General features: G+C 68.4%; 22 protein-coding genes. 11 read left to right on the plus strand and 11 right to left on the minus strand.

Features of this window, described 5'->3' with window-relative positions; translation table 11 throughout:
- Positions 1-5: 5 nt before the first annotated feature.
- The 6 genes from MXA07_RS04985 (at position 6) to MXA07_RS05010 (ending at position 7094) form a co-directional block, all read left to right on the plus strand.
- The gene (locus tag MXA07_RS04985) at positions 6-1370 is read left to right on the plus strand and encodes a [LysW]-lysine hydrolase (protein WP_247730948.1); all 1365 of its coding nucleotides are present in this window, start codon (positions 6-8) and stop codon (positions 1368-1370) included.
- A complete protein-coding gene (gene argF / locus MXA07_RS04990) occupies positions 1367-2341 on the plus strand; it encodes an ornithine carbamoyltransferase (RefSeq protein WP_247730949.1) in 975 nt (324 codons plus the stop codon). The genes MXA07_RS04985 and argF overlap by 4 nt, the downstream gene beginning before the upstream one ends.
- A gap of 519 nt (positions 2342-2860) precedes the next feature.
- Positions 2861-4126, plus strand: coding sequence for a threonine synthase (gene thrC, locus MXA07_RS04995; protein WP_247730950.1), 1266 nt, complete (start codon positions 2861-2863; stop codon positions 4124-4126).
- A gap of 133 nt (positions 4127-4259) precedes the next feature.
- Positions 4260-5366 (plus strand): mandelate racemase/muconate lactonizing enzyme family protein, encoded by a 1107-nt coding sequence (locus MXA07_RS05000; RefSeq protein WP_247730951.1) that lies wholly within the window; start codon positions 4260-4262, stop codon positions 5364-5366.
- 435 nt (positions 5367-5801) lie between these two features.
- Positions 5802-6647 (plus strand): hypothetical protein, encoded by an 846-nt coding sequence (locus tag MXA07_RS05005; RefSeq protein ID WP_247730952.1) that lies wholly within the window; start codon positions 5802-5804, stop codon positions 6645-6647.
- A gap of 123 nt (positions 6648-6770) precedes the next feature.
- Entirely contained in the window at positions 6771-7094 is a 324-nt protein-coding gene (locus MXA07_RS05010) for a hypothetical protein (protein ID WP_247730953.1), read from the plus strand.
- 12 nt (positions 7095-7106) lie between these two features.
- Here MXA07_RS05010 and serA read toward each other — a convergent pair whose 3' ends face one another.
- Together serA and MXA07_RS05020 are read right to left on the minus strand one after the other, a co-directional pair.
- Positions 7107-8687, minus strand: coding sequence for a phosphoglycerate dehydrogenase (gene serA, locus MXA07_RS05015; RefSeq protein WP_247730954.1), 1581 nt, complete (start codon positions 8685-8687; stop codon positions 7107-7109).
- Between the two features lie 166 nt (positions 8688-8853).
- Positions 8854-9747, minus strand: coding sequence for a DMT family transporter (locus MXA07_RS05020; protein WP_247730955.1), 894 nt, complete (start codon positions 9745-9747; stop codon positions 8854-8856).
- 192 nt (positions 9748-9939) lie between these two features.
- Here MXA07_RS05020 and serB point away from each other — a divergent pair, with 192 nt between their 5' ends.
- Together serB and MXA07_RS05030 are read left to right on the plus strand one after the other, a co-directional pair.
- On the plus strand, positions 9940-10587 hold the full coding sequence (serB, locus tag MXA07_RS05025; protein WP_247730956.1) for a phosphoserine phosphatase SerB: 648 nt from the start codon (positions 9940-9942) through the stop codon (positions 10585-10587).
- Between the two features lie 484 nt (positions 10588-11071).
- Positions 11072-11497, plus strand: coding sequence for a hypothetical protein (locus MXA07_RS05030; protein WP_247730957.1), 426 nt, complete (start codon positions 11072-11074; stop codon positions 11495-11497).
- Between the two features lie 68 nt (positions 11498-11565).
- Here MXA07_RS05030 and MXA07_RS05035 read toward each other — a convergent pair whose 3' ends face one another.
- The 9 genes from MXA07_RS05035 to MXA07_RS05075 form a co-directional block, all read right to left on the minus strand.
- A complete protein-coding gene (locus MXA07_RS05035; RefSeq protein WP_247730958.1) occupies positions 11566-12270 on the minus strand; it encodes a DUF7978 family protein in 705 nt (234 codons plus the stop codon).
- 187 nt (positions 12271-12457) lie between these two features.
- The gene (locus tag MXA07_RS05040; RefSeq protein ID WP_247730959.1) at positions 12458-13150 is read right to left on the minus strand and encodes a DUF7978 family protein; all 693 of its coding nucleotides are present in this window, start codon (positions 13148-13150) and stop codon (positions 12458-12460) included.
- Between the two features lie 263 nt (positions 13151-13413).
- On the minus strand, positions 13414-14118 hold the full coding sequence (locus MXA07_RS05045; protein WP_247730960.1) for a DUF7978 family protein: 705 nt from the start codon (positions 14116-14118) through the stop codon (positions 13414-13416).
- Between the two features lie 91 nt (positions 14119-14209).
- On the minus strand, positions 14210-15445 hold the full coding sequence (metX, locus tag MXA07_RS05050; protein WP_247731709.1) for a homoserine O-acetyltransferase MetX: 1236 nt from the start codon (positions 15443-15445) through the stop codon (positions 14210-14212).
- A 303-nt stretch (positions 15446-15748) separates the two neighbouring features.
- A complete protein-coding gene (gene bioD / locus MXA07_RS05055) occupies positions 15749-16438 on the minus strand; it encodes a dethiobiotin synthase (RefSeq protein ID WP_247730961.1) in 690 nt (229 codons plus the stop codon).
- Positions 16435-17649 carry an aminotransferase class I/II-fold pyridoxal phosphate-dependent enzyme gene (locus tag MXA07_RS05060; RefSeq protein WP_247730962.1) on the minus strand — a complete coding sequence of 405 codons (1215 nt, stop codon included), beginning with the start codon at positions 17647-17649 and terminating at the stop codon, positions 16435-16437. The genes bioD and MXA07_RS05060 overlap by 4 nt, the downstream gene beginning before the upstream one ends.
- Positions 17649-18749 carry a (S)-8-amino-7-oxononanoate synthase BioU gene (bioU, locus tag MXA07_RS05065; RefSeq protein ID WP_247730963.1) on the minus strand — a complete coding sequence of 367 codons (1101 nt, stop codon included), beginning with the start codon at positions 18747-18749 and terminating at the stop codon, positions 17649-17651. The genes MXA07_RS05060 and bioU overlap by 1 nt, the downstream gene beginning before the upstream one ends.
- A 76-nt stretch (positions 18750-18825) precedes the next feature.
- Positions 18826-19974, minus strand: a complete 1149-nt coding sequence (bioB, locus tag MXA07_RS05070; RefSeq protein ID WP_247730964.1) for a biotin synthase BioB — start codon at positions 19972-19974, stop codon at positions 18826-18828.
- Between the two features lie 102 nt (positions 19975-20076).
- Entirely contained in the window at positions 20077-21462 is a 1386-nt protein-coding gene (locus MXA07_RS05075; RefSeq protein ID WP_247730965.1) for an O-acetylhomoserine aminocarboxypropyltransferase/cysteine synthase family protein, read from the minus strand.
- A 209-nt stretch (positions 21463-21671) separates the two neighbouring features.
- Between MXA07_RS05075 and MXA07_RS05080 the strand changes: the two genes are divergently transcribed.
- The 3 genes from MXA07_RS05080 (at position 21672) to MXA07_RS05090 (ending at position 24430) form a co-directional block, all read left to right on the plus strand.
- Positions 21672-22898: an MFS transporter gene (locus MXA07_RS05080; RefSeq protein WP_247730966.1), complete on the plus strand. Its 1227-nt coding sequence runs from the start codon at positions 21672-21674 to the stop codon at positions 22896-22898.
- Positions 22899-23032: 134 nt separating this feature from the next.
- Positions 23033-24145, plus strand: coding sequence for a pyridoxal-phosphate-dependent aminotransferase family protein (locus MXA07_RS05085; RefSeq protein ID WP_247731710.1), 1113 nt, complete (start codon positions 23033-23035; stop codon positions 24143-24145).
- A 54-nt stretch (positions 24146-24199) separates the two neighbouring features.
- Entirely contained in the window at positions 24200-24430 is a 231-nt protein-coding gene (locus MXA07_RS05090; protein ID WP_247730967.1) for a hypothetical protein, read from the plus strand.
- Positions 24431-24462: the final 32 nt, after the last annotated feature.

Below are 24462 nucleotides of genomic sequence, written 5' to 3' on the forward strand. Positions count from 1 at the left end.
GACGCATGACCGTGCCAACGAACGCGCTCGATACGCCGGCGGTCGCGACCGACGTCTCGCTCGAGACGGCCCGCGAGTTGCTGGTCGACATGGTCGCGACGCCCTCGGTCTCGGGCGCGGAGGACGCGGCCGCCGAGCGCCTTGTGGCATTCTTCGAGGCCCACGACCGCGAAGTCTGGCGCGACGAGGTCGGCAACGTTCGCGCGCCGGCCGACGACGCCGCGCTCTTTACGTCCCACGTCGACACCGTTCCGGGCGACGTTCCCGTTCGCCTCACCGCGGCCGAGGACGAGGCGGTGGCCGGGAACGACGCGGAGGCCGATGTCGACGAGGGACTCGACCTCGACGACGCGTCGACCGTCGAAGAGGCGGTCCTCTGGGGGCGCGGGAGCGTCGACGCGACGGGTCCGTTGTGCGCGATGGCCGTCGCGGCCGTCAGGACGGGTTGTTCGTTCGTCGGCGTCGTCGGCGAGGAGACCGACTCGCGCGGCGCCCACCACCTCGTCGCCGAGCGCGACGCCCCTGACGCGTTGCTCAACGGCGAACCCTCCGGCGCGAACGGCATCACGCTTGGCTACCGCGGGCTGGTGGCTGGCACGTACACCGTCTCGACGGCGTCCGGCCACAGCTCCCGCCCGGAGCCGAACGCGGTCGAGGACGCGACGAGCTGGTGGGCGGCCGTCGAGGCGGCCTGCGACGATGGCGTCTCGACCGGCGACGACACGGACGGCGAGCGCGCTGAAAGCGACGGACCGGGCGGCGACGATTCCGGCCCTGTCTTCGAGTCGCTGACGACGAAACCGATCGCCATCGAGGGCGGTCCGACCGCCGACGGCCTCGCCGTCGAGGCGCGCGTCGACTTTCAGGTCCGCGTGCCGCCCGAAACGACGGTCGATGCGGTCAGGTCGACCGTCGCGTCCGTCTCCGAGACGTTCGACGGCACGGTCGAGTGGACCGACGCGATCCCGCCGGTGATGGCGAGCCCACGCACGCCGGTCGCCCGGGCGCTTCGGACCGCGATCCGCGAGACGGGCGCCGACCCGCGGCTCCTCCGCAAGACGGGGACGAGCGACATGAACGTCTACGCCGCGGCGTGGGACTGCCCGATGGCGACCTACGGCCCCGGCAACTCCGCGCTCGACCACGCCCCCGACGAGCGACTCTCGCTATCGAACTACGACCGCTCGATCGCCGTCCTCGACGGCGTCGGCAACCGGCTCCGCGAGCGCGCGACCGACTCCGACGACGCCGACTCGCCGACCGAGGCGGACGGCGAGCGAACCGAATCGACCGCGCAGCACCCCACTACCGACGCGGATCCCTCCACCCCAGAAACTGACCCACGGACACCAGATACCGATCCCCAATGAGCTACCAGCCGAACGCAGACATGACCGACGCAACCGAGAACCCGACCGGCCCGACCGCCAGCGACCCCATCCACGTCACCGACGTCGACGACCTCTCGCGAGCCGACCTCGCGGCCGTCCTCGACCTCGCCGCGGAGTACAAGACGGCACAGGGGCGAGGCTGGACCCACGCCGATCTCTCCGGGCTGACGCTCGGAATGCTGTTCGAGAAACCGAGTACGCGCACCCGCGTCTCCTTCGAGACGGGGATGACCCAGCTCGGCGGCCACGCCGTCTTCCTCGGCGAGGACGACATCCAGCTTGGAAACGGCGAACCGATTCGCGACACGTCGCGGGCCCTCTCGCGCTACGTCGACGTGATCATGGCCCGCCTGTTCGACCACGCGGATCTCGAAGAACTCGCTCGCTACGCGGACGTGCCGGTGATCAACGGTCTGACCGACGACGCCCATCCCTGCCAGACGCTCGCGGACCTGCTGACCATCCGCGAGACGGTCGGCTCGTTCGAGTCGGCCAGCGCGACCTGGGTCGGCGACGGCAACAACGTCGCTCAGTCGTTCGTCCTCGGGTGTGCGATGACGGGGATCGACCTCACCGTCGCGACGCCGGAGGGCTTCGGCGTCGACGAGGCGGTCCTCGATCGCGCCGCCGAACTCGGGACCGCGCCGACGATCGCGTCGGATCCGGCCGCCGCCGTCGACGACGCCGACGTCGTCTACACCGACGTCTGGGTGAGCATGGGCCAGGAAGCCCAGCGCGAGGAGCGACTCGAGGCGTTCGACCCCTACCAGGTGAACGACGAGCTCCTCGCGTCGGCGCCGGCCGACGCGTCCGTCATGCACTGTCTCCCGGCCCACCGCGGCGAGGAGATCACCGACGCCGTCCTCGAAGGTGAGCGCTCGATCGTCTGGCAACAGGCCGAGAACCGCCTGCACGCCCAGAAGGGACTGCTCGGCTGGCTGCTGGGGTGAGGCCGTCGTTACGGTGCCGTTGTTGCGAGGAAACGAGATATTTCGGCCGCGTGGATTGTGAATTGAACGAAAGAATCCGGGCTATTTATATATCTATCGGCCGTTCGGCCAAAACGTATATGAGGATCCGCTTGCTCATCGGAACGCTCCTGCTGATTTCGGTGCCGGTGTTGCTACTGGCGCTCATCTTCGCCTGAGCGTCACGGGGACGCATCGCACCGCAATCGGGCGTCGCTCCGCGACACCACCATCGGGGCGACGGCCGGCCCAGCCAGGGTGGAATCGAACGCGACCGAATCAGTCGAACCGCTTTCGAACGAACACACCGATACCGGCGGCTCCGCCGATGGACGGTATACGCCTACCACTACAGTATGTCACACCTGCCACTACAGTGTATCACGTCTGCCACTACAGTGTGTCACGTCTGCCACTACAGTGTGTCACGTCTGCCACTACAGTGTGTCACGTCTGCCACCATCGCCCGACTTTTAGGCCGGCGGGCCGTCGACACAGCCGATGACCCTCTCGCCGACCGCCGAGGCGCCGACGCCGCCGTCCGCCGCCGAGGATGGCGTCTGGCTCTCCTGTATCGACTGCGAAGCCTCGTTCGCACCGTTCGACGCCGTCCGCTACACCTGCGATGACTGTGGCGGACTACTGGAGGTGCGCTACGCGTCGCCGGCGTCGCTGTCCGACTTCGAGGGATCCGGCGTCTGGCGCTACGCCGACGCGCTCCCGCTCGACGGTGGCGTCTCGATCCAGGAGGGCGCGACGCCGCTGTACCGCGTGCCCGACCTGGCCGACGACGTCGGCGTCGAGACGCTGCGGATCAAACACGAGGGGATGAACCCGACCGGCTCGTTCAAGGATCGCGGGATGACCGTCGGCGTCGCCGTCGCGCGGGAACTCGGGGTCGACCGCCTCGCCTGCGCCTCGACGGGCAACACCAGCGCCGCCCTCGCAGCCTACGGCTCGCGGGCGGGCATGGAGACGCTCGTCCTGCTCCCCGCCGGCAAGGTCGCGGCGGGGAAGGTCGCCCAGGCGAGCCTCCACGGTGCGCGCATCCTCGAGGTCGACGGCAACTTCGACGCCTGCCTCGACCTCGTCCAGGCCCTGGCCGACCGCGGCGAGGCCTACCTGCTCAACTCGCTCAACCCGTTCCGCCTCGAGGGCCAGAAGACGATCGGCCTCGAGATTCTCGAACGGTTCCGCGCCGACCACGGCACGTTTCCCAACCGGATCGTCCTCCCGGTCGGCAACGCGGGCAACACGGCCGCGCTCTACAAGGCGTTTCGCGAACTCGTCGCGGCGGGCGATCTCGCCGTCGACGAGGTCCCGAAACTCACGGGCGTCCAGGCCGAGGGCGCCGCGCCGATGGTCGAGGCGATCGAGAACGGCGCCGACGAGATCCGCCGCTGGGACGACGTCGAGACCCGGGCCACCGCGATCCGGATCGGCAACCCCGTCAACGCGCCGAAGGCCCTGCCCGGCATCCGCGAGACGGGCGGCACCGCGGTGGCCGTCTCCGACGTCGAGATCACCGACGCTCAGCGCGACCTCGCGGAGGCGGGGATCGGCGTCGAACCCGCCTCGGCGGCGTCCTTCGCCGGGCTGCGAAAACTCCGTGATGACGGTGTGGTCGGCGAGGACGAGCAGATCGTCTGTCTGACCACCGGCCACCTCCTGAAGGATCCCGACGCGGCCGCCGCGGCCGGGACCGACCCCGAACCCGTACCGAGCGACCTCGAGGGCGTGCTCGACCATCTGGCCGAACAGCCGTAACGTGGGCGGTGCCGCGCGGCGATTCCGCCCGCGGCCCCTTCGTCCCAGCCGCGATGCGCCTGGCCGAACGCCGCCCGAAGTTGTGCCTCATCTTTTATCCGCTCTCGATGTGACGTGCGGTACGACACCGCTCATGGAGATAACTCGCGTCGAAACGGTCCCGTACGGCATCCCCGTCGAAGGCTTTGCGGACTCGTACACCGAATTCGAGCGCTCGAACGCCGTGCTCGTGAGGATACACGCCGACACCGGTCACGTCGGTATCGGTGAAGCCTGCGCCTGGGAGCCGGAATTCTACGGCGAGACGCTCGAATCGATCGACACGACGATACGGAACTACGCCGCGCCCGCGATCGTCGGCGAGGATCCCACCGATATCGGCCGCGTGTTACGGCTGGTCGACGAGCGACTCGCGCGCATCACCTGCGTGAAGGAGGGGATCGACCTGGCGTTGCACGACCTGGTCGGAAAGATCCTCGAGGTGCCGGCCTACACGTTACTCGGGGGGAAGTTCCGCGACAGCGTTCGGGTGGCCGCCGAGGTCGGACTGGACACGCCGGAGGCGATGGTCGACGAGGCGCTCGACATCCTGGGAGACGGGATCGAGGTCGTCAAGATCAAGGGATCGAGCGATCCCGACCTGGACGTTCGACGCATCCGGGCGATCCGGGACGAACTCGGAGACGACGTTCCCCTGCGCCTCGACCCCAACGCGGCCTGGAACGCGACGGAGACGATCCGCGTCCTGCGGGCGGTGGAGGACTGTCATCTCCAGGTCGTCGAACAACCGGTTCCCACGGACGACCTCTCCGGCCTCGCTCACGTTCGCGCCAACAGTAGCGTCCCCGTGATGGCCGACGAAAGCATCTGGACCTCGGGTGACGCGGTGACGTTGTACGATTACGACGCCGCCGATCTCGTCAACCTCAAGATCGCCAAGACCTGCGGGCTCCATCGCGGCAAGAAGATCGAGACCGCGGCCGAAGCGTTGGGGCTCGGCAGCATCGCGGGTACCGAACTCGAGCCGGGCATCTCGTCCGTCGCCAAGGTCCACTTCGCCGCGTCCATGCGCGACCACCCGCTGGCGAGCGAGTTCACGGAACTCGTCCAGGTGGACGGATCCATCCTCGAAACCCCGCTGGAGGTCGTCGACGGCGCCGTCGACGTACCCGATGGACCGGGATTCGGCGTCGAGATCGACGAAGACGCTCTGCAGGAGTACGCCATCGACGTCTCGTGACGAGAGCGATCGACGGTGTGGCGTCCGGTCGAACCGGTGTCGGTCGCCCGGCTTCCTCCGGGACGTATCGGAAAGTATTATAATTCCCCTGAAACTACCGTCGAACGCATGTGCCCTCCCCACTCGCGCCGTAGTCTGATCGCCGCGTCGGGTGCCGCCCTCGTCGCGTCGTCACTCGCCGGTTGTCTCGGAGAACTGGGACCTCCGGGTTCCGACGGGAATGCGTCGGATCCGTCCGAGGCGAACCCGTCGCCGCAACTGCCGCCCGGCGTTGCCGAGGACGGAATCGTCAACCACGGACAACTCCGTTCGGCCCATCGCGAACGCCTCCGCGATAACGGGTTCGTGATCGATCTCGCGATGCGTGACGGATCGGATTCGTCGGATGAACCGACACCTGCTGTCGACGTGACGGCCGAACGCGGTGAACATGGAATGTCGTCCGCCCTGTCCGGGACGATCGACACGCGCGACGGTGTCGAACAACTGGATCAGTGGGTGACGGAATCGCACGGTATTACTCGCGTCGATCGGGGCGACGAGGTCAGATACCACGTTATCGATCGCCGCGGGCTCTCGATGCGGAGATACCTCGTACCCGACCCGCTCTCCGAGGCCATTGCCGACGGATCGTTTCGCGTCGAAGAGACGGTCGTTCGCGACGGTGCGACGCTCACGACGCTCGTCGCGACAGACCTCGATCCCGCTCCGTGGGGTGAGGACTCGACGGACGCCGCGGATCCCGACTCGGCGACGCTCGTCGTCGACGATACGGGCGTCATCCGCGAGGCGTCGATCGCACACCCTGCTGAGGAGGGGGCAGTCTCGTACGCCGTCGTCGAGGTCGGTCTCGAGGAGCCGGCCGAACCCGCCTGGACCGACGACGTGCCGGAGATCGCGTTCGCCAGCGTGGAGATCGACGTCGACGTTGTGGCCGAAAACCGCGCCGTCGCAGTCGAGAACGTCGGTGACGATTCCGTCCCTGCGGGTTCGACCGTGACGGTTACCGACGACGCCGTCGACTATCAGTGGTCCCTCGACTCCCCGCTTCCGTCGGGGGACGTGCGGTACCTCTCGGTTCGAGACGGTGAACCGGTGAGCAGCGACGAGCAACCATCCGAGGACGCGACGGAATTCGAGTCGCCGATCTCCGTCTCGGTCGTCTCGCCGGGCGGAGTGTCGTTCGCGAACGCGTCGATGGCCTGGTCGTCGGATTCGGACGCCGCGGAGGACGGCGGCGCATCCGGGAACACGGCCGCCGGGAGCGGATCCGACGACTAGCCCGAACGCCGGCCCAACCGCCCGCCCGCGTGGACTTTTGATCGACGAATCGGCCGACGAAAGCATGTCTGACGGAGGGCTGACTGAACCTTTTGTTCCATCTTCCCGTAGCCACCGTTCCCGATGCCCGTCCAGCAACACTCCACCACCCGACCCGCGGATGACGACCCGGCGGCCGCCGGCGCCGAGGGAGGCACCGTCCCGGTCGAGACGGTCGAGCGCGTCGACGAGTCGCCGTCGCCGCTTCCCGGCCAGATCGAGCGCGCCCGATTGCGGGCGCAGATTAGCGCCCTGGAGCGCGAGCTCGCGGCCCGCGAGCGTCGCCACGAGGCGATCGTCCGCCAGTACGAACTGATCCTCGAGGATCGATCGACGACGGCCGACGGCGACCGGCGACGGCCGGGTTCGGCGTCGCTCCTCGAGCGACTCTTCGGAACCGATCGATAAGGGGGATCGATCCTACGCCGAGAGCGTCAGGTAGCGCACGTCGATGATGCGCTCGTCGGCTTCGAGTTGCTCGCGCGCTTTTTCGGGAACCTCGGTGTCGACGTTGTAGACGGTGAGCGCCTCGCCGCCGATGGCCTCGCGCGCGTTGAACATGCCGGCGATGTTGACGCCGTGGTCGCCCATCACGCTCCCGATGAGGCCGATGACGCCCGGTTCGTCCGTGTTTCGCGTGACCACCATCTTGCCGTGGGGAATCGCGTCGACGCGGTAGTCGTCGATGCGGACGATGCGCTGATCGTCGCCGGCAAAGAGCGTGCCGTCGACGGTGAGCTCCTCGTCGCCGTTCGAGACGGTCACCGAGAGGAGGCTCTGGAAGTCCGCGGTCTGGCGGGTCTTGGACTCGACGACGTCGACGCCGCGGTCCTCGGCGATCTGCGGGGCGTTGACGGCGTTGACCTGCCACTCCAGCGGCGAGAAGACGCCTTCGAGCGCGCTGGCGGTGAGGAACTCGACGTCCTCCTCGGCCAGCTCGCCCTCGTAGGTCACCTCGACGCGCTCGATCCGCCCGTCGAGTAACTGCGTCGCGATGTTGCCCGCCGTCTCCGCGAGGTCGACGTAGGGTTCCAGCCGGCCGAACGCGGTCTCGTCGATCGACGGCGCGTTGAGCGCGTTCGCGACGGGTTCGCCCGAGAGGGCGGCGACGACCTGCTCGGCCGTCGAGGTGGCGACGTTCTCCTGGGCGGCCGCGGTCGATGCGCCCAGGTGCGGGGTGAGGACGACGTCCTCGACGTCGAGCAGCGGCGAGTCCGCGGAGAGGGGTTCCTCCGCGAAGACGTCGAGCGCGGCGCCGGCGATCGTTCCGTCGTCGACCGCCGCGGCCAGGGCGTCCTCGTCGACGATGCCGCCCCGGCCGACGTTGACGAGGTAGCCGCCGTCGAGCGCCGCGAGCTCGTCGGCGCCGATCAGCCCCTCCGTCTCGGGGGTGAGCGGGGTGTGGATCGTCAGCACGTCGGCGGCAGCGAGGCACTCGTCGAGATCGACGAGTTCGGCGCCCAGACGCTCGGCCCGCTCCGACGAGATGTACGGGTCGAACGCGACGATATCCATTCCGAGCGCGTCGAGCTTCTTCGCGACCTCCTGGCCGACCCGGCCGAGGCCGACGATCCCGAGCGTGCGGCCGTTGAGCTCCGTCCCGAGGAACTCGCTCTTGGCCCACTCGCCGGCCGCGAGCCGGGCGTGGGCCTGCGGGATCGACCGCGCGGTCGCGAACGTCATCGCGACGGTGTGCTCGGCGGCCGCGCGGACGTTGCCCTCGGGCGCGTTGGCGACGATGACGCCCTGGTCGGTGGCGGCGTCGATGTCGATGTTGTCCACGCCGATGCCCGCTCGCCCGACGATGACGAGGTCCTCGCCCGCCTCGAGCACCTCGCGGGTCACCTCCGTCCCCGAGCGGACGATCAGGGCCGAGGCGTCGGAGACGGCCTCCAGCAGCGCCTCGCCTTCGAGTTCGTAACCCGTCTCGACTTCGAAGCCGGCGTCGCGGAGGACGTCGAGTCCCGCGTCTGCGATGGGGTCGGTGACCAGAACCTGCATACCCTCCCTCGCCGGCCGGCCGGGTAAACAGTTGCGAAGTGTGCAGTATTGACGGTGCCGACGGGGAGACAATTTCGCGACCGAACGAATCCGGAATTCGAGGCAGTTGACCGGTCCACGCGTCTGCGTCGGCGGTCACGCCACCCCTCCGGGCCGGTCGACCCGCTCACGTCGTGATCATGACCGCGCCGGCGACGATCAGTCCGGCGCCGAGGACGACGCCTTTCGTCACGCGCTCGACTCGGCGCAGGAAGACGGCCGCGAAGACGACCGTAAAGAGGGGTGCGGTCGCGACGAGCGAGTCGACGACGGCGATGCGCCCCTCGGCCAGGCCGAGGGCGGCCATCAGCGACAGCATCGCGACCGTCGTCACCAGCCCGCTGCCGGCGAAGTAGACGTACGTCTCGCGGGGTTTCTCGAGGAGCGAACGCTCGCGCGTCGCGAGCGCGTAGCCACCCAGCGCGACCAGCCCCGCGGTCTCGTTGAGGGTGACCGCCTCCAGGACCGACAGCGGCGACTCGAGCATCCCGAACCGGCGCGCGACGTTGGCGAACGCGAAGAGCGCGGCCGAGGCGATCGGCCACCAGAGGTCGATCGGGCGCCAGCCGCTCAGGTCGCCGCCCTTCGAGCGAGCCAGCACGGCGAGCCCGGCCACCAGGATCACGACCCCGACGGCGGTCGCCGGGCCGAGCGGTTCGTCCAGCCAGACGAGCGCGATGAGCGTCGCGAACAGCGGCCGCGAGCTGATGATGGCGCTGTTGAGACTCGCCCCGACGCGGTCGACGCCGACGTAGATGGTGAGCCGGCCGAACCCGGACCCCACGACGCCGGCGGCGACGAACACGGCGAGAATCTCGGGCGTGAGGCCGTCGAACGCGGAGCCACCGGACAGCGCCAGGAGGGCGAGCCAGTAGATGGTCGAGTCGACGATGACGACCATCAGTGACGCCTGCAGGGAACCCCCGCCGCCGGCCATCCCTCGCTTGTCGAGGATCGGGATGAACCCCCACAGCAGCGCCGGCAACACGGCCAGCGCGATCACCTCCGGGCCGATGGTCACGACGACACCGCCGGCGACGACTCCGACATACTGGGTCCAGGGCACTCGGGTGGGTAAGGCGTTGGGGTAGCGGCGGAATCGACGACCGCGGCCGGTCGAAACGCCGTCTGGAGGCGCGTCGCGGACCGTCGGTTCGGCGCCGCATTCGCCCGAAGGCCAACTGGTAAACCCCGGCCGTCCGAACTCGCCCGCATGACACTCGTCGCCTTCGACTTCGACGGCACCCTCTCGGACTCGGAAATGACGGTCCTGCTCGGCGAGCGCCGCGGCGTCGCCGACGAGATGGCCGCCATCACCGAGCGCGCGATGAACGACGAGATCGACTACGCGACCAGCCTCCGCGAGCGGGCCGACCTGCTCTCCGGCCTCGATACTGCCGAGGCCGACGCCGCGTTCGATCGCGTCGAACTCCGCCCGGGGGCGGCCGGCGTGATCGAGGCGCTCACCGACGCCGGCGTCACGACGGCGATTCTCACCGGCGGCTTCGAGCGCGGCGTCGAGAAAGCGCTCGCGCGCGAAGCCGTCGCGGTCGATCACGTCGTCGCGAACCGCCTCCCTCGCGCGAACGGCGAACTGACCGGCGACGTCGAGGGCCCGCTGATCGAGGGGACGAAGGACGACGCCCTCGCCTCCCTCGCGGAGACGATTTCGCTCCCGCTCGCCGAGACGGTCGCCGTCGGCGACGGAGCGAACGACCTGCCGATGCTCGAGGTCGCCGGCCTGGCGATCGGATTCGACCCGAAACCCGCCGTCGCGCCCGCCTGCGACCGCTCGGTCACGACGATGGCCGAACTTCGGGACCGCTTGGTCGCGCGGGGAATCCTGCCCGACGCCGACTGAGTGCCCGATCTGCGGGTGACTGAACGAGCGGGGCGTGCGCGGCTGCTTCGGCGACTGTAACGGCGGTTTCACCTATAGAAAGCGCCTGGGGTTACAGATCGGGCTTGTTCCCTCTTTGGCTGGAGCGAACAGAATTGCGTCCGGGCCCGACGCACGAGTAATAGCGGGCTAACTGACCGTGAGACGGTCTCGCAAGACGATCCGCTATCGGGAGCCGGTAGCGGGCACCAATCGTCTCGAGTAAGTGACCGTTACGCGCATTTTCGCTACTCTCTCAGTCGGTTGCCGATTCCGATCGAATGAGAATCGGGGGAGACGAGCATGACGGACCGAGATACCGGCGGTCAGTGCCCCCGACCGTGAGAGTCTGAGACAATCTCGCAGAGTCACGAATTACTACTGATTGCACTCGGGGAAGATCCTCCCTAACGACGGTTTTTGATAGGGAAGCCCTTATTTACTCACCGTCGATTCGGTTTACTCGATGATGTGGCAAGACTTCGTCTTCATGATCGGTAGCAGTCTTTCGATCGGATTTCTCGCTCCGACACTCAGGGACGCGAGCGCTCGCGTGCCCCTCGGGACGAGCGTCCCCTCGATGACGATCGGGATCGTCTACGGGATCACGTTCGCCACGCTCGGGATGACGTTCTCGTCCCTCGGCGCGTTCGTCACCGGCGTGATGTGGTCGCTCGTGGCGGTCGCTCGCTCGCCCGTCCCTGAGACTCCCGAACCGACGCGTCGGGAGCACCTTCGTATCGTCGGCGGGGACCTGGCGACTCGATTGACGACGCGGCTCGAAACGCTGCCGGTCGTCGGCCCGTACGTCGCCGTGCTCGTCTCGACGGACGCTGGACACGCCGTCGACCACCACGCCCCCGACGACGAATCCGTCCAGCCGGCCGACTGAGCGTCCCTTGCCCGCGCTCTTCGTGCGTCCGGATTTCCGCCGTTCGATGGCAGTGCATCGCCGGTCGACTAGTCATGAGGTGGCGATCGTACCGGCTGTCGATGCTCTCGCAAGACCCTGCATCCGACCGAGAGACACCCTCCGAAGAGCGCGAGCGTGGCTGGCACCAGCAACCCGGCGTAGACGGTGGCATCGACGAGGCTGATGGAGACCGTTTGCCCGCTTTCGGGCAGGGTTTGTTCACCACCGGTCGGCAGGCGCCAGGTCGAAACCAGGGACAGGACCGGTGCGAGCACGAGGTAGGCGGGGACGATCAACAGCGACCCCGCCGCACGGACGACTCGCGAGTCGGTTCGGACGCACTCGGCGACGGCGTACCCAGCGCCGACAACGATGCCGAACACGACGACCGTGTACACGGGCTCGGCCGACAGGCTGATAGCCTGAAATTGCACCGTACCGGACCCGGAACTATACTCAGTAACCGGCACCCCGCCGACGTGCGGCTCGGCCCCCAAGTTAACCAGCACCAGCCACACTGCTTCGGTCCATACTGCCGGCATCGGTTCGACGGTCCCCCACCCGCTGGCTACCCGTCGCAGCGTTCCCATGGTGAGGCCGGCGATGAGCAGCGACGCCAGCAACGAGACGACGCCTGCAAGCAGCCCACCGACGACGGGAACCCGATCCGACAGTGAATCGCTCGCCGACGTTTCGGTGGCTTCCTCCGCAGAGATGGCTCCGCCGTGACGATATTTCGGCGTTGGAGACATTACAATCTCCGACTGATGTGACACTAATAAATCTGCTGGCGGGCTGTCGTGTAGGGGGTCACGGCGAGAATCGGGTCCGACGTACTCGCCGAAGCGACTGCTGTGACCCGATACTGGATGGCGCTCGAGGCCATTTCGGAGTCGCAATCGACGTACGTACCTCGATTCGTTGCCGATGAACAACTGGTTATTCGCGAGGTGCCACTGATTGGCGATGTTGGAGCCAGGCTCGACGCGCCACGGAGAGACAGCCGCCGAGCAGCGCCAATACCGTCGGTACCAGGATTCCGGCGAACATGGCGGCGTCGACGGCGCTCATGGTAATCTCCTGCAACTCCGGTACCCTCTCTTCGCCGTCCATTGGCGGTTCCCACGTCGCGAAGACCGAGAGGGCGGGAGCGCCCACGGCGTAGGCCGGGACGACGAGTAACGCCCCGCCGATTCGCTCGAGGCGTGAGTCGGTGCTGACGCACTCCGCAACCGCGTAGCCGGCCGCGACGATGATACCCAGGAAAAATACAGTGTAAATCGGCGCCGCAGACATATTCTGGATCCGGTACGACCACATTCCGAAAAACGATCCAACATCTCCGCCAACGTTCAGTTCGGCTCCATGGTTCGACAAGAATAGCCACGAGGTTTCAGTCAGGACCCCGGGTGGCGATTCGATATCACCCCACGAATCCGCTCCACGTCGACTCGTCCACACCATAATCACGGCGAAGAGCACATTCAGCAGGAATGCCCCTGCGCCGACGAGCAGGCCCCCGCGAACCGGGATTCGGTCGCGTGGCGTTTCGGTCGCGCCGTATTCTTTGCTCTCGTCTCCTAACTCCTCTGGAACCGGCTCGCCGTGGCGGTACTTGGGCGTGGAGGACATTACATTTTCCAAATTATGAAGAAGCAATAAACCTGCTGGTGGATGTCGAGTTCGGTGTCACAGCACGGTTCCCGTTCGACGTACTCGCCAAAGAGGCTGCTGTGTCCCGGTGCGGGATTGTCTCGGATTCGCCGTCGATGCCCGTGACGGGACACCAGTCGACACTCACTACGACGAGCAGTACGTCTGGTCGGTCGACTGAGTGCCCTCGCCCGCCTTTTCGTTCGAACGGATTGCGGTCTTCGTCACCGGCGAACAACCGGCTACTCGCGAGTTACCGATTGTACCGGCTGTCGATGTTCGAGCCACGCCCGGCGTGCTATGGAGAGACAACCGCCGAACAGGGCGAGTGCCGCCGGTACCAGGATACCGGCGTGGATGGTGGCGTCGACGGCGTTCACGGAAATGCCGTGAAACTCCGGTCCCACCTCGTCGCCGCTAGTCGGCCGGTTCCACGTCGCGAAGACCGAGAGGGCGGGAGCGCCCACGGCGTAGGCCGGGACGACGAGTAACGCTCCGCCGACGCGTTCTCTGGGCGAGTCGGTACTGATGCACTCTGCGACCGCGTAGCCAGCCGTTACGATGATTCCCAGCAACACGAGTACGAAGAGTGGACGCGCGGTCAAATTCACCACCTGCCGCATCGGGAGGGTGATCCCCAAGTTCGATCGGCCTGCGAATTGCAACTCCGCGCCAAGGGACCCGAGGACGATCCATGCGGACTCGGCAAGCACGTCAGGTGGTGACTCGAGGGACCCCCACGGGGAGGCACCTCGTCGGCTGGTCCAGGCCATCATCAGGCCGAAGAGCGCGCTCGTCAGGAAGGCGCCGGCGCCGACGAGCAGGCCGGCGCGAATCGGCATGCGATCGCGTAGCGAGTCGCCCTCGGCGTCCGTTTCGTCTGGATGCTCTCGTCTTTCCTCCTCGGGGACTGGTCCGCCGTGGCGATATTTGGGTGTGGAGGACATTGCTATCTTCAACCAATGTGACAGTAATAAAGTTGCTGGTGGAACGCTACACTTGGGTCTAGACGCAAGCTTGCTTACGGTGGCGGCGTCCTCACTCGCCGAACAGGCTGCTGTGGACGGGCGCGGAGTGACGCTCGGGTTCGGTCTCGGTCCTGTCGTCGACGTCCGAGACGGCGCGGCCGGCGACGCCGTCCGCGAGGAAGTCCCCGAGCGGCGGGTTGACGTGTTCGGGTTCGACGAGGAACGCGTCGTGGCCGTGCGTGGAGTCGACGACGTGGTGGGCGACGGGCGTGTCCGTCTCCCGAAAGCCCGCGGCCAGCTGGGCGGATTGCTCGACGGTGAAGTGCCAGTCGGCCTCGAAGCTCATCACGAGCGCCTCGCCGTCGAAGGCGGCGAGCGCGTCGGCGACGGAGTCGTGGCCCGCCGCCAGGTCGTAGTCGTCCATCGCGCGCGTGAGGAGGCAGTAGCTGTTGGCGTCGAAGCGCTCGACGAACGTCCGCGCGTTGTAATCGAGGTAGGACTCGACGTCGCGGTAGGGAAAGAAGTCCGCGGCGGGGTCCGGCGGGAAGCGCTTCTCGCTGGCCTCGCGCCCCGCCGACCGGCGGCCGAACTTCTCGCTCATCGATTCCTTCGAGAGGTACATGATGTGGCCGAGCTGGCGGGCGATCGCGAGGCCGTCGTCGGGATCCGGCCGGTCGTCGCCGTAGTAGTCGCCCCCGTTCCAGGCGGGATCGGTGGTGATCGCCCGGCGAGCGATGGCGTCGATCGCGAGACACTGCGCGTCGAGGCGCGCCGCGGCGGCGATCGGCGCGACCAGGTCGACGTCGTCGGGGTACCGGCGAACCCACTCCAGGGCGTTCATCCCGCCCACCGAGCCGCCGACGACGGCGCGGACGCGCCCCACCCCGAGCTCGTCGAGGAGTCGACGCTGGGCGCGCGTCCAGTCGCCGACCGTCACCGGCGGGAAGTCGCTCCCGTAGGGTTCGCCCGTCTCCGGGTTCCTACTCGCCGGGCCGGTCGTGCCGTAACACGAGCCGGGGACGTTCGCGCAGACGACGAAGTACTCCGTCGTGTCGACGGCTTTGCCCGGGCCCACGGTGTCGCCCCACCAGGCGCGGGCCTGGCCGGCGGTCGACTGGCCCGCCGACCCTCGATCGCCATCGCCTCGCCTGCGGGCCACGTGCGCGCTCCCGGTGAGCGCGTGACAGACCAGGACCGCGTTCTCACCGGTGAACTCCCCGTAGGTCTCGTAGGCGACCTCGAGCGAGGGGATGGACTCGCCGCACTCGAACGTGAACGCGCCGAGGTCGACCGTTTCGGCGCTCACGACGGCCACCCCGCCGTCGGCCCCGGCCTCTCCATCGACCGACCGTTCCGTCCCGTTCGGTACCCTGACTCCGGTGTCGCGGCCGCTGGTTTCCCTCGCGGTCGCCGTCCCCCCGCCGCCGAACTCGCTCCTGCAAGGATCCGCTCCTGCACGTCCGAGGCGCTCCGGCGTGTCATGTATGCTGTGCATATAACCGTATAGATTAATAACTGGCAGTTACGGCAACATTCGCCCGTACCGGTCACAACGCGACGCTGTCGGCCACCGCGCCCACCGGCACCGGCCGCGCTCGCCGCGGATGAATTACGACTCGGGAAACACGGCCGGATCCAGTGCGGTTCTGACCGCGTCGGGAACGCCGTCCGGTGGATCCGCGGGGATCGGCGGGAGGGTCCAGACCGGCCGGTCCGTCATCGACTCGAGGACTCCCGGGTTCGTCCGTTCGGCGGCGTCCGCGCCTTCGTACTCGTTCAGGACGATCCCGTGGACTGCGATGCCGCGCCGTTCGAGCGCCTCGACGGAGAGGGCGGTGTGGTTGAGCGTCCCCAGTCCCGACCGGGCGACGACGAGCGTCGGGAGGTCCAGATCGGCGACCAGATCGACGACCTCCCGGTCGCCCGCGAGCGGGACCCGAAGGCCGCCGATTCCCTCGACGACGCCGACAGACGCCGCGGCGAGTCCGTCGCGACAGCCGTCCAGCAGCCGCTCGTAGTCGATCTCAACGTCGACCTCTCGGGCGGCAACGGCGGGCGCCAGCGCCGGTTCGAGTCGCCGGAGGCAGGTCGCCGCCTCGTCCGCCCCGCAGGCGTCGGCGACGAAGCCGGCGTCGTCGTCCGGCGGATACCCCGTCTGGCAGGGTTTGACCGCCCGCGCGTCGACGCCGTCGGCCCGGAGCCAGCCGACGAGGCCGGCGGTCACGACCGTCTTCCCGACGCCGGTGTCGGTGCCGACCACCGCGAAATCCGTCCCCGAGGACGGTGCCCGGACGGTCACAGCAGTCCCACCTCCCTGCCGGCCGCCTCGAACGCGTCGAGACAGGCCCGGATCTCCGCGTCTGTGTGGGTGGCCGTCGGCGTCACGCGGATGCGGCTGGTCCCGTCGGGTACCGTCGGCGGTCGAATCGGCGTGGCGACGACGTCGCGCTCCCGGAGGCGCTCGCCCAGTTCGAGGGCAACGCGGCGGTCGCCGACGACGACGGGGAGGATCTGGGTTTGGCCCCACACCTCGTAACCCATCGCCTCCAGGCCGTCCCTGAGCGTCTCGACGTGGGCCCACAGCCGTGCGGTCCGCTCGCCCTCCCGGGCGATCCGAAGGGCCTCGCGAGCGGCCGCGGCGGCCGGCGGCGCCAGCCCCGTCGAGAAGACGAACGACCGCGCCGCGTTGAGCAGGTACTCGACGAGCGTCTCGTCGCCGGCGACGTAGCCGCCCTGGCTGGCCAGCGCCTTCGACAGCGTCCCCAACTGGATCTCCACGCGGTCGGTCAGCCCCTCGCGCTGGACGATCCCGCCGCCGTCGCCGAAGACGCCGGTCGCGTGGGCCTCGTCGACCATCACCCACGCGCCGAACGCGTCGGCGACGGCGCAGAGCTCCGCGAGCGGCGCCACGTCGCCGTCCATCGAGAACACCGTGTCGGTGACGACCAGCCAGGCTTCGTCGTCGCTGCCGGCGCGCTCCCGGGCGGCCATTCGATCGCGCAGGTCGTCGGGATCGCAGTGGTCGTAGACGACCGTCGCCGCGTCGGCCAGCCGGCAGCCGTCGATGATGCTCGCGTGGTTCAATTCGTCCGAGAAGATGACGTCGGGCGACAGCGCCGCGATGGTGCCGACGTTGGCGGCGTAGCCCGAGGAGAACACCAGCGCGCGATCCGCGCGCTTGCACGCGGCGAGGTCGCGTTCCAGCCCGCGGTGCAGTCCCGTATCACCCGTGATGAGGCGGGAGGCGCCGGCGCCGGTGCCGACGCTGACGCCGCGTTCGGCGGCCCGACGGACGCGATCGTCGGTCGCCAGCCCGAGGTAATTGTTCGACGCGAAGACGAGGCGCTCCGTCTCGAACGTCGGCGCCGACCCCTTCGGATCCTCGGCGAAGCGCGCCCGCGCCTCGACCGTCGCCGCGGGATCGAGCTGGCGACGCAGATTCGCGCGCTCGCGCTCGCGGAGCCGCCGGTCGAGGTCGAAGCCGCGGCCGGTCGTAGCGTCGTCGGCCATCAGAACCCGGGCATCAGTTCCGCCGGCCCGAAGACGCCGTAGTCGCCGGCGCGGTTGCGCCGCACCGCGGCGTTCACGTAGCCGAGCGCAGGTCCGTTGACGTTCGCCTCCATGCTCGTCGCGTCGTCGAGCTGGAACGTGTTCGTCCCCCGCTCGCCGTCGAAGGTCCGGCCCGTGACCCGGACCGTCGTCGTGACCGGCTTCTCGTCCGAACGGACGTCGAGCACCCCGCCGACGGTGACGTCCTCGGCGTCGCAGATCCCCGCTCGTTCGAGCAGGACGTCGTCGGCGTGCTCCATGTCGTGGAACTCCAGGACGCCGTCGTGCTCGTCGACGAGCGCCTCGATCTCGGCCTCGCTCATCTCGCGGGCCGTCTCCACGTCGTAGCCGTCCAGGTGGGCGATGTCCTCGCGGACGGTGCCCCGGTTGTCCTCGTAGCCGGACTTGAGCCCGACGCCCCACCAGATATCGACCGATTCGACCTCGACGAACGATTGGGCGGCGAGGGCGGCCGCACCCGTGAGAAAGCCCGGCGTCGCACCCGCCCCGCAGACGAAGGTGATGCCGGCGTCGATCAGCGTCTCCTCGCGATCGTCGAGCATGCCGATGACCCGCGAGCGCTTGAGGACGTCGACGAGCACGCCCTCGTAGTCGGCCGCGGCGAAGCGCTCCGCGACGCGCGGGATGAAGTCGTGCTCCAGGTTCGGCAGCGCCAGCAGGACGGCGTCGATCCCGTCGCTCTCGGCGATGACGTCGTCGATCGGCGTCTCCGTCGGCTCGCCCTGGCTGGAGGCGACGATTCCGGCGTCGTCGCCGGTCTGTTTGACGCCGCCGGCAGCGTCGTCGGCGGCGGATACCCCGCCGCCGTCCGTCGACGCACCGCCGTCGGTCTCGACGTCGGTATCGTCAGTCGGACCGCTCGCGATGTTCCCTTCGGTCGCCGCCAGGAGCTCCTCGACCGCGAGCCCGTCGTGATCGACGGCGACTCCGTTGCGGTCGCAGGCCGCGACCGGCGTCAGGCCGTCCTTGTACTGTGCGACCTCGAGCGTTCGTCTGCCGATACCACCCGTTCCGAGTACGGCGAAGCGTGTGTCGTCCATCGTCTCTCGTGTCCGTCGATTTCGTGGTCGTCGATGTTGTAGCGGTTCTGTCGGTCGGCTTCCAGCGTGTCTCGACTCAATCGTCGTCGGCGTCGGCGATGCTCGTCGCCGTCCCGACGGCCGTCTCGACGCGTTCGGGGGTTCCGTCTTCGATGCGTTCGGGATCGTCGGCCTCGGCGCGCGCTTTGACCGACTCCGGATCGAACTCGTTGACCGCGGTGTTCGGTGCCAGCCCCGACCGCTCGATCACCTCGATGTCATCGCCGGGCGACTGGCCCGACGTGGTGAGGTAGTCGCCGACGAGGATACCGTCGGCGCCGGCCTCGAAGGGCAGGTGCTGCTCGTCCCGTTCGAGGTTGACCTCTCGCCCGCCAGTCAGGCGCACCCGCGCCTCGGGATGTAGCAGTCGGTAGACCGCGATGGTCGAGAGGAGTTCCTCGGTCGTGATCGGCGGCGAGTCGCCGAAGCGCTCGCCGAGCGGCGTCCCCGCGACGGGGTTCAGGACGTTGACCGGCAGCGAGGAGATCCCGATCTCCTGCAGCGCGATCGCCGCGTCGATCCGGTCGGTCGGCGCCTCGCCCATGCCCAGGATGACGCCCGCACAGAGGTCCATGCCGACGTCCTTGGCCCGTTCGAGCGTCTTCACGCGGTCCTCGAAGCGGTGCGTGTCGACGATCTCGGGGAAGTACCGCGGGGAGGTCTCGATGTTGTGATTGTAGTGGTTGATCCCCTCCGCGGCCAGGATCTCCGCCTCTTCGCGCGTGAGGATGCCGAGGCTCGCGTCGACCTCGACGTCGGTCTCGTCGCGAACCAGCCGGATCGCCCTGATGACGTCGTCCCACTCGTCGGGACGCCGGTCCTTCGAGACGCCCTTCTCCGCGACGACGATGCCGAATCGCTGGGCGCCGTCGCGCTCGGCCCGTTTCGCCGCGGCGAGGATCTCCTCGGGATCCAGGAAGCCGTAGGTGTCGATCCCGGTGTCGAAGTGGACCGACTGCGCGCAGAAGCCGCAGTCCTCGGCGCAGTTGCCGGCCTTCGCGTTGACGATCGAGCAGGCGTCGACGGTGCCGTCGCCGAAGTGCGCCCGGACGGCGTCGGCCGCCGGCGCGAGGTCTGAAAGCGGCTGGGCGATCAGCGCCAGGCCGTCGCGTCGATCGAGCCGCTCGCCGGCCAGGACGCGTTCGACCGCCTCGTCGACCGTCCGGTTTCCAGTCTCGTAAACCACAGATGACTGGTCGGTTGACGAACTACTAATTAGTATCGATACGCCCGAACTAATTATATAACTGCGGGGCGCCGCACGCCGGCGGGAAGCGAGCCCACCCGATTACGTGCGTGACGAAGCCGACGTCGCCCGATCGATCGCGCGTTCGAAGTCCGCGAGCAGGTCGGCCGGATCCTCCAGCCCGACGGAGACGCGAACGAGATCGGCCGAGACGCCGGCGTTCTCCCGCTCCTCGGGGGTGAGCTGGCCGTGGGTCGTACTCGCCGGGTGGATGACGAGCGTCTTCGCGTCGCCGACGTTCGCCAGGAAGGAGGCGAGTTCGACCGACTCGCAAAAGCGCTTGCCGGCCTCGAACGCCGTTGGACCGGTTTCAGTGCCGCCTCCTCCACCTCGGTCACCACTGCCACCGTCCGCGCCGGCCAGACCGAACGCGAGCATCCCGCCGTAGTCGTCCAGGTACCGCGTCGCGTTCTCGTGCGTCGCGTGGCTCTCCAAGCCGGGGTAGGCGACCCAGGCCACGTCCGGGTGGTCGGCCAGGTAGTCGGCGAGGACGGCGGCGTTCTCGCAGTGGCGCTCCATCCGGAGCGGAAGGGTTTCGAGCCCCTGGGCGGTTTGCCAGGCGTCGAACGGCGACTGGCCGTTCCCGAGGCTGCGAACCGAGCGAAAACGCGCCGCGGCGGCGAAGGGAGCGTCGGCGAAGTCCCGACCGAAATCGACGTCGGCGTACGCCGGGTTCTCGCCGGCGAGTTCCGGGTAACGATCGGGGTACTCGTTCCAGGGGAAACTCCCGCCGTCGATGACGACGCCGCCGATCGTCGTCCCGTGGCCGTGAATCCACTTCGTCGTCGAGGACCAGACGACGTCCGCGCCGTGTTCGAGCGGTCGACAGAGCGCCGGCGTGGCGAACGTGTTGTCGACGACCAGCGGGACGCCCCGATCGTGGGCGATCGCGGCGAGTTCTTCGAAGTCCGGTGTGACGAGCGAGGGGTTGCCGACGGTCTCGACGTGGACGAACGCCGTGTCCGCGTCGATCGCCTCGGCGTAGGAGTCGGGTTCGAGCGTCGGGACGAACCGGGCCTCGATGCCCCGGCGCGACGCCGTCGAGCGGAAGTACGCGGTCGTGCCGCCGTAGGTGTCGCTCGAGACGACGACGTTGTCGCCGTGTTCGGCCAGCGGGAGCGTGATGGCGTCGAGCGCTGCCATGCCGCTGCCGGTCGCGACGGCGCCCGCGCCGCCGGCGAGGCCGGCCAGTCGGTCTTCGAGCGCCCGGACGGTCGGGTTGCTGATCCGCGAGTAGATGTGGTCCTCGCGCTCGAGGGCGTACCGCGCGGCGGCGTCGGCCGCGTCGTCGAACGTGTAGGAGGTCGTCTGGTAGAGCGGCAGCGCCGCGGCGCCCGTGTTCGAATCGCCGTCGTACCCCCCGTGAACGCTCCGCGTGGCCAGTCCTGGACCGCCAGTCTCCCCGCGCGTTCCGTCGGCGTCGGTCATATCTGTGGATTATATATCCGTCTACATTTATGCCCGAGAGTAACGGCAAAAGCCGCCTGGCTAGCTATCACATCACACGCGTCGCGAACGGCGCGCCGACCGATCGCGGAGCGGTGACGAATCAAGCGCCGAGGCCGTCGGCGTGCGAACCCCGGCTGTCAGTGGCCAAAATGGACGACTTGATAGGCGCAGGGCGACAACGAGCGGGCGTGACCCGAACCGGTCGCGTCCGCGCGGTGCTCGCCGCCGTCGTCTTCACCGTCCTCTTCTCGCAGTTGCTCCTCTACCCGGGGATCGCGGACCTCGTGACGGAGCTCGGTGCCGAGCCCGGTACCTCGACCGAGGGCTCGGTCTCGCCGCAGCTCGACGCGAGCATGTGGTTCCTCGTCGCGGAGTTCGCCGGCTACGTCGCGTTCGTCGGCGTCTGGGGCGTCGCGAGCGACGCGGCGGGGCGGCGTACCCCCTTCGTCGTGGGGGCGGCCCTCGCGGGGGCGGCCGGCTACGCGGCCCTCGCACTGGTCCCGACGATCGGGTCGATCCCCTTCGGCGGCGTCCTCCTCTTGCGGGTCTTTCAGGGTGCGATGACGATCGGCGCGTTCTCGCTGACGATGACGATGCTGATGGACCTCGAGGGTGGCCACGGGACGAACATGGGCGCCGCCGGCATCGCAATCGGGCTCGGGGCGGCGCTGGGCGCCCCGATCGGCGGGCGACTGACCGCCGTCGATCCGGTGGCCCCGCTGGTCGCCGCCGCAACCTTGCTGACGGTCGTCGGCGGCCTCGTGACGACCGTGCCCGATCGCGCGCCGTCGTCGACGCGGGCCTGGCGGGCCATCATCCGGAGCGTTCGCGAGCGGCCGATCCTGACGCTGCCGTACGCCTTCGGCTTCGTCGATCGCATGACCGCGGGTTTCTTCGCCCTCGTCGGGACGCTGTACTTCCAGTCTGCCTTCGGCCTCGACCCCGCCGCGACCGGCCTCATGCTCGCCTGTTTCTTCGCGCCCTTCGCCCTCCTGCAGTACCCGATGGGCATCCTCTCGGATCGCATCGGCCGGACGATCCCGATCGTCGTCGGCTCGATCTGCTTCGGCGCGGGCATCCTGGCCGTCGGCGCGGCGCCGTCGGTCGCGACGGCCGCCGTCGCCATGGTTGGGGTGGGGGTCCTCGGGGCGCTGGTCTCCCCGGCGACGATGGCGCTCGTGACGGACCTGGCCGCCGCCGACGAGCGCGGCGTCGCCATGGGCGGGTTCAACCTCGCCGGCAGCCTCGGCTTCCTGGCCGGCTTCGTCGTCGGCGGCACGGTCGCCGGGTGGTGGGGCTACGACGCGGCCTTCGTGGTCGTCGGCGGCACGGAGATCGCCATCGCCCTCGTCGCGGTGCCGCTGTTCCTGCGATTGTCGACGGAGACGGAGGGGCTCTCCTCGCCGCAGTCGTGAGTCGTCCTCCACTCGGATCCCCCATGCGTTCCAGTGGCGGACACCCGTCGAAGTCGGCGCGACCGCGGTGCGATAATCGTCAACTCCGCAAGGGCCATACGCCGGGAGCGTGGAACCGAAGGCAGGTGCCTCCCGTGACCGACCACCGCGAGTATACCGGCGACTATCCCGACAAGACGCTGTACATCCCCGGCCCGACCGAAGTGCGCGAGGACGTCCTCGAGGCGATGTGTGAACCCCAGTTCGGCCACCGCATGGACCGGATGACGGACCTCTACACGACGGTCGTCGAGGACACGAAGGACTTCCTCGACACCGACCACCACGCCATCGTCCTCACCGCCTCGGGGACGGCCTTCATGGAGAGTGCGATCCAGAACCTCGTCGACGAGCACGTCCTCTGTACGACCTGCGGGAGTTTCTCCGAGCGCCAGGCGAACGTCGCCGAACGGCTCGGCAAATCGGTCGACACCCTGGAGTACGAGTGGGGGGCCGCGGTCAAACCCGAGGACGTCCGCGAGCACCTCGAAACGAGCGAGATCGACTACGACGTCGTCACCTGCGTGCTGAACGAGAGTTCGACCGGGGTGCGAAACCCGGTCGAAGAGATCGGCGACGTCGTGTCCGACTACCCGGATACCTACTTCGTCGTCGACGCCGTCTCCGCGCTGGGCGGCGATTACGTCGACATCGACGCCCACGGGATCGACGTCATCTTCACCTCCGTCCAGAAGGCCTTCGCGATGCCGCCCGGACTCGCGGTCTGCGTCGTCAGCGACGCGGCCTACGAGCGCGAGGTCGAATCCGAGTCGGCCGCGTGGTACGGCGGCTTCCAGCGCACGATCGACTACTACGAGCGCAAGGGCCAGACCCACTCGACGCCCGCCATCCCGATCATGCTCGCCTACCGCGAACAGATGAAACACATGCTCGAGGAGGGCCACGCTGCCCGCGACGAGCGCCACCGCGAGATGGCCGCGTACACCCAGGAGTGGGCGCGAGAGCACTTCGACGTGTTCCCCGAGGCGGGCTACGAGTCCCAGACGGTGAGCTGCATCGAAAACACCCGCGACATCGACGTCGCCGCGACCATCGAGGCCGTCTCCCAGGAGTACGACATGGTCTTCGCGAACGGCTACGGCTCGGCGCTCGGCGAACGGACGTTCCGCATCGGGCACATGGGCGAACACGACGTAGAGTCGATCAAGGCGTTGACGGACGCGATCGAGGACGTGGCGGGGCTGTAGCCCGTCGTTTCAAGTGGCGGGAAGGCGTCGGACCGGGCACAGCCCCGCCGATCCATGAAATTTCCGACCCCCGATCCGACGGAGTACGGAACGACGATTCTGGTCGTATTGGCCACGCTCGCCGTCCTCGAGTACGTCGGCCTCTTTTCCGAGGGGAGCGGAACCGTCGACGTGCCCTATCTCGTCGGCGTGGGACTGTTGTTGCCGGTCGCGATGTACCTCATCTCGCTGACCGGAGCGAACGTCGCGTGGATTCCCGAGTGGAACGAACTCAATCGAGAGTAACGACGGCGCCGGAGCCGGTTTCGCCCGCATCG

This window comes from Halovivax limisalsi, from assembly GCF_023093535.1.
Lineage (GTDB): Archaea > Halobacteriota > Halobacteria > Halobacteriales > Natrialbaceae > Halovivax > Halovivax limisalsi.

Bases quoted from the DNA above. Each gene is read 5' to 3' on its own strand.
- MXA07_RS05030 (WP_247730957.1), top strand. From the start codon at position 11,072: ATGATGTGGCAAGACTTCGTCTTCATGATCGGTAGCAGTCTTTCGATC.
- MXA07_RS05075 (WP_247730965.1), bottom strand. From the start codon at position 21,462: ATGACCGACGCCGACGGAACGCGCGGGGAGACTGGCGGTCCAGGACTG.
- MXA07_RS05035 (WP_247730958.1), bottom strand. From the start codon at position 12,270: ATGTCTCCAACGCCGAAATATCGTCACGGCGGAGCCATCTCTGCGGAG.
- argF (WP_247730949.1), top strand. From the start codon at position 1,367: ATGAGCTACCAGCCGAACGCAGACATGACCGACGCAACCGAGAACCCG.
- MXA07_RS05090 (WP_247730967.1), top strand. From the start codon at position 24,200: ATGAAATTTCCGACCCCCGATCCGACGGAGTACGGAACGACGATTCTG.
- MXA07_RS05000 (WP_247730951.1), top strand. From the start codon at position 4,260: ATGGAGATAACTCGCGTCGAAACGGTCCCGTACGGCATCCCCGTCGAA.
- MXA07_RS05010 (WP_247730953.1), top strand. From the start codon at position 6,771: ATGCCCGTCCAGCAACACTCCACCACCCGACCCGCGGATGACGACCCG.
- bioU (WP_247730963.1), bottom strand. From the start codon at position 18,749: ATGGACGACACACGCTTCGCCGTACTCGGAACGGGTGGTATCGGCAGA.
- MXA07_RS04985 (WP_247730948.1), top strand. From the start codon at position 6: ATGACCGTGCCAACGAACGCGCTCGATACGCCGGCGGTCGCGACCGAC.
- thrC (WP_247730950.1), top strand. From the start codon at position 2,861: ATGACCCTCTCGCCGACCGCCGAGGCGCCGACGCCGCCGTCCGCCGCC.
- serB (WP_247730956.1), top strand. From the start codon at position 9,940: ATGACACTCGTCGCCTTCGACTTCGACGGCACCCTCTCGGACTCGGAA.
- serA (WP_247730954.1), bottom strand. From the start codon at position 8,687: ATGCAGGTTCTGGTCACCGACCCCATCGCAGACGCGGGACTCGACGTC.
- MXA07_RS05060 (WP_247730962.1), bottom strand. From the start codon at position 17,649: ATGGCCGACGACGCTACGACCGGCCGCGGCTTCGACCTCGACCGGCGG.
- MXA07_RS05045 (WP_247730960.1), bottom strand. From the start codon at position 14,118: ATGTCCTCCACACCCAAATATCGCCACGGCGGACCAGTCCCCGAGGAG.
- MXA07_RS05005 (WP_247730952.1), top strand. From the start codon at position 5,802: ATGTCGTCCGCCCTGTCCGGGACGATCGACACGCGCGACGGTGTCGAA.
- MXA07_RS05040 (WP_247730959.1), bottom strand. From the start codon at position 13,150: ATGTCCTCCACGCCCAAGTACCGCCACGGCGAGCCGGTTCCAGAGGAG.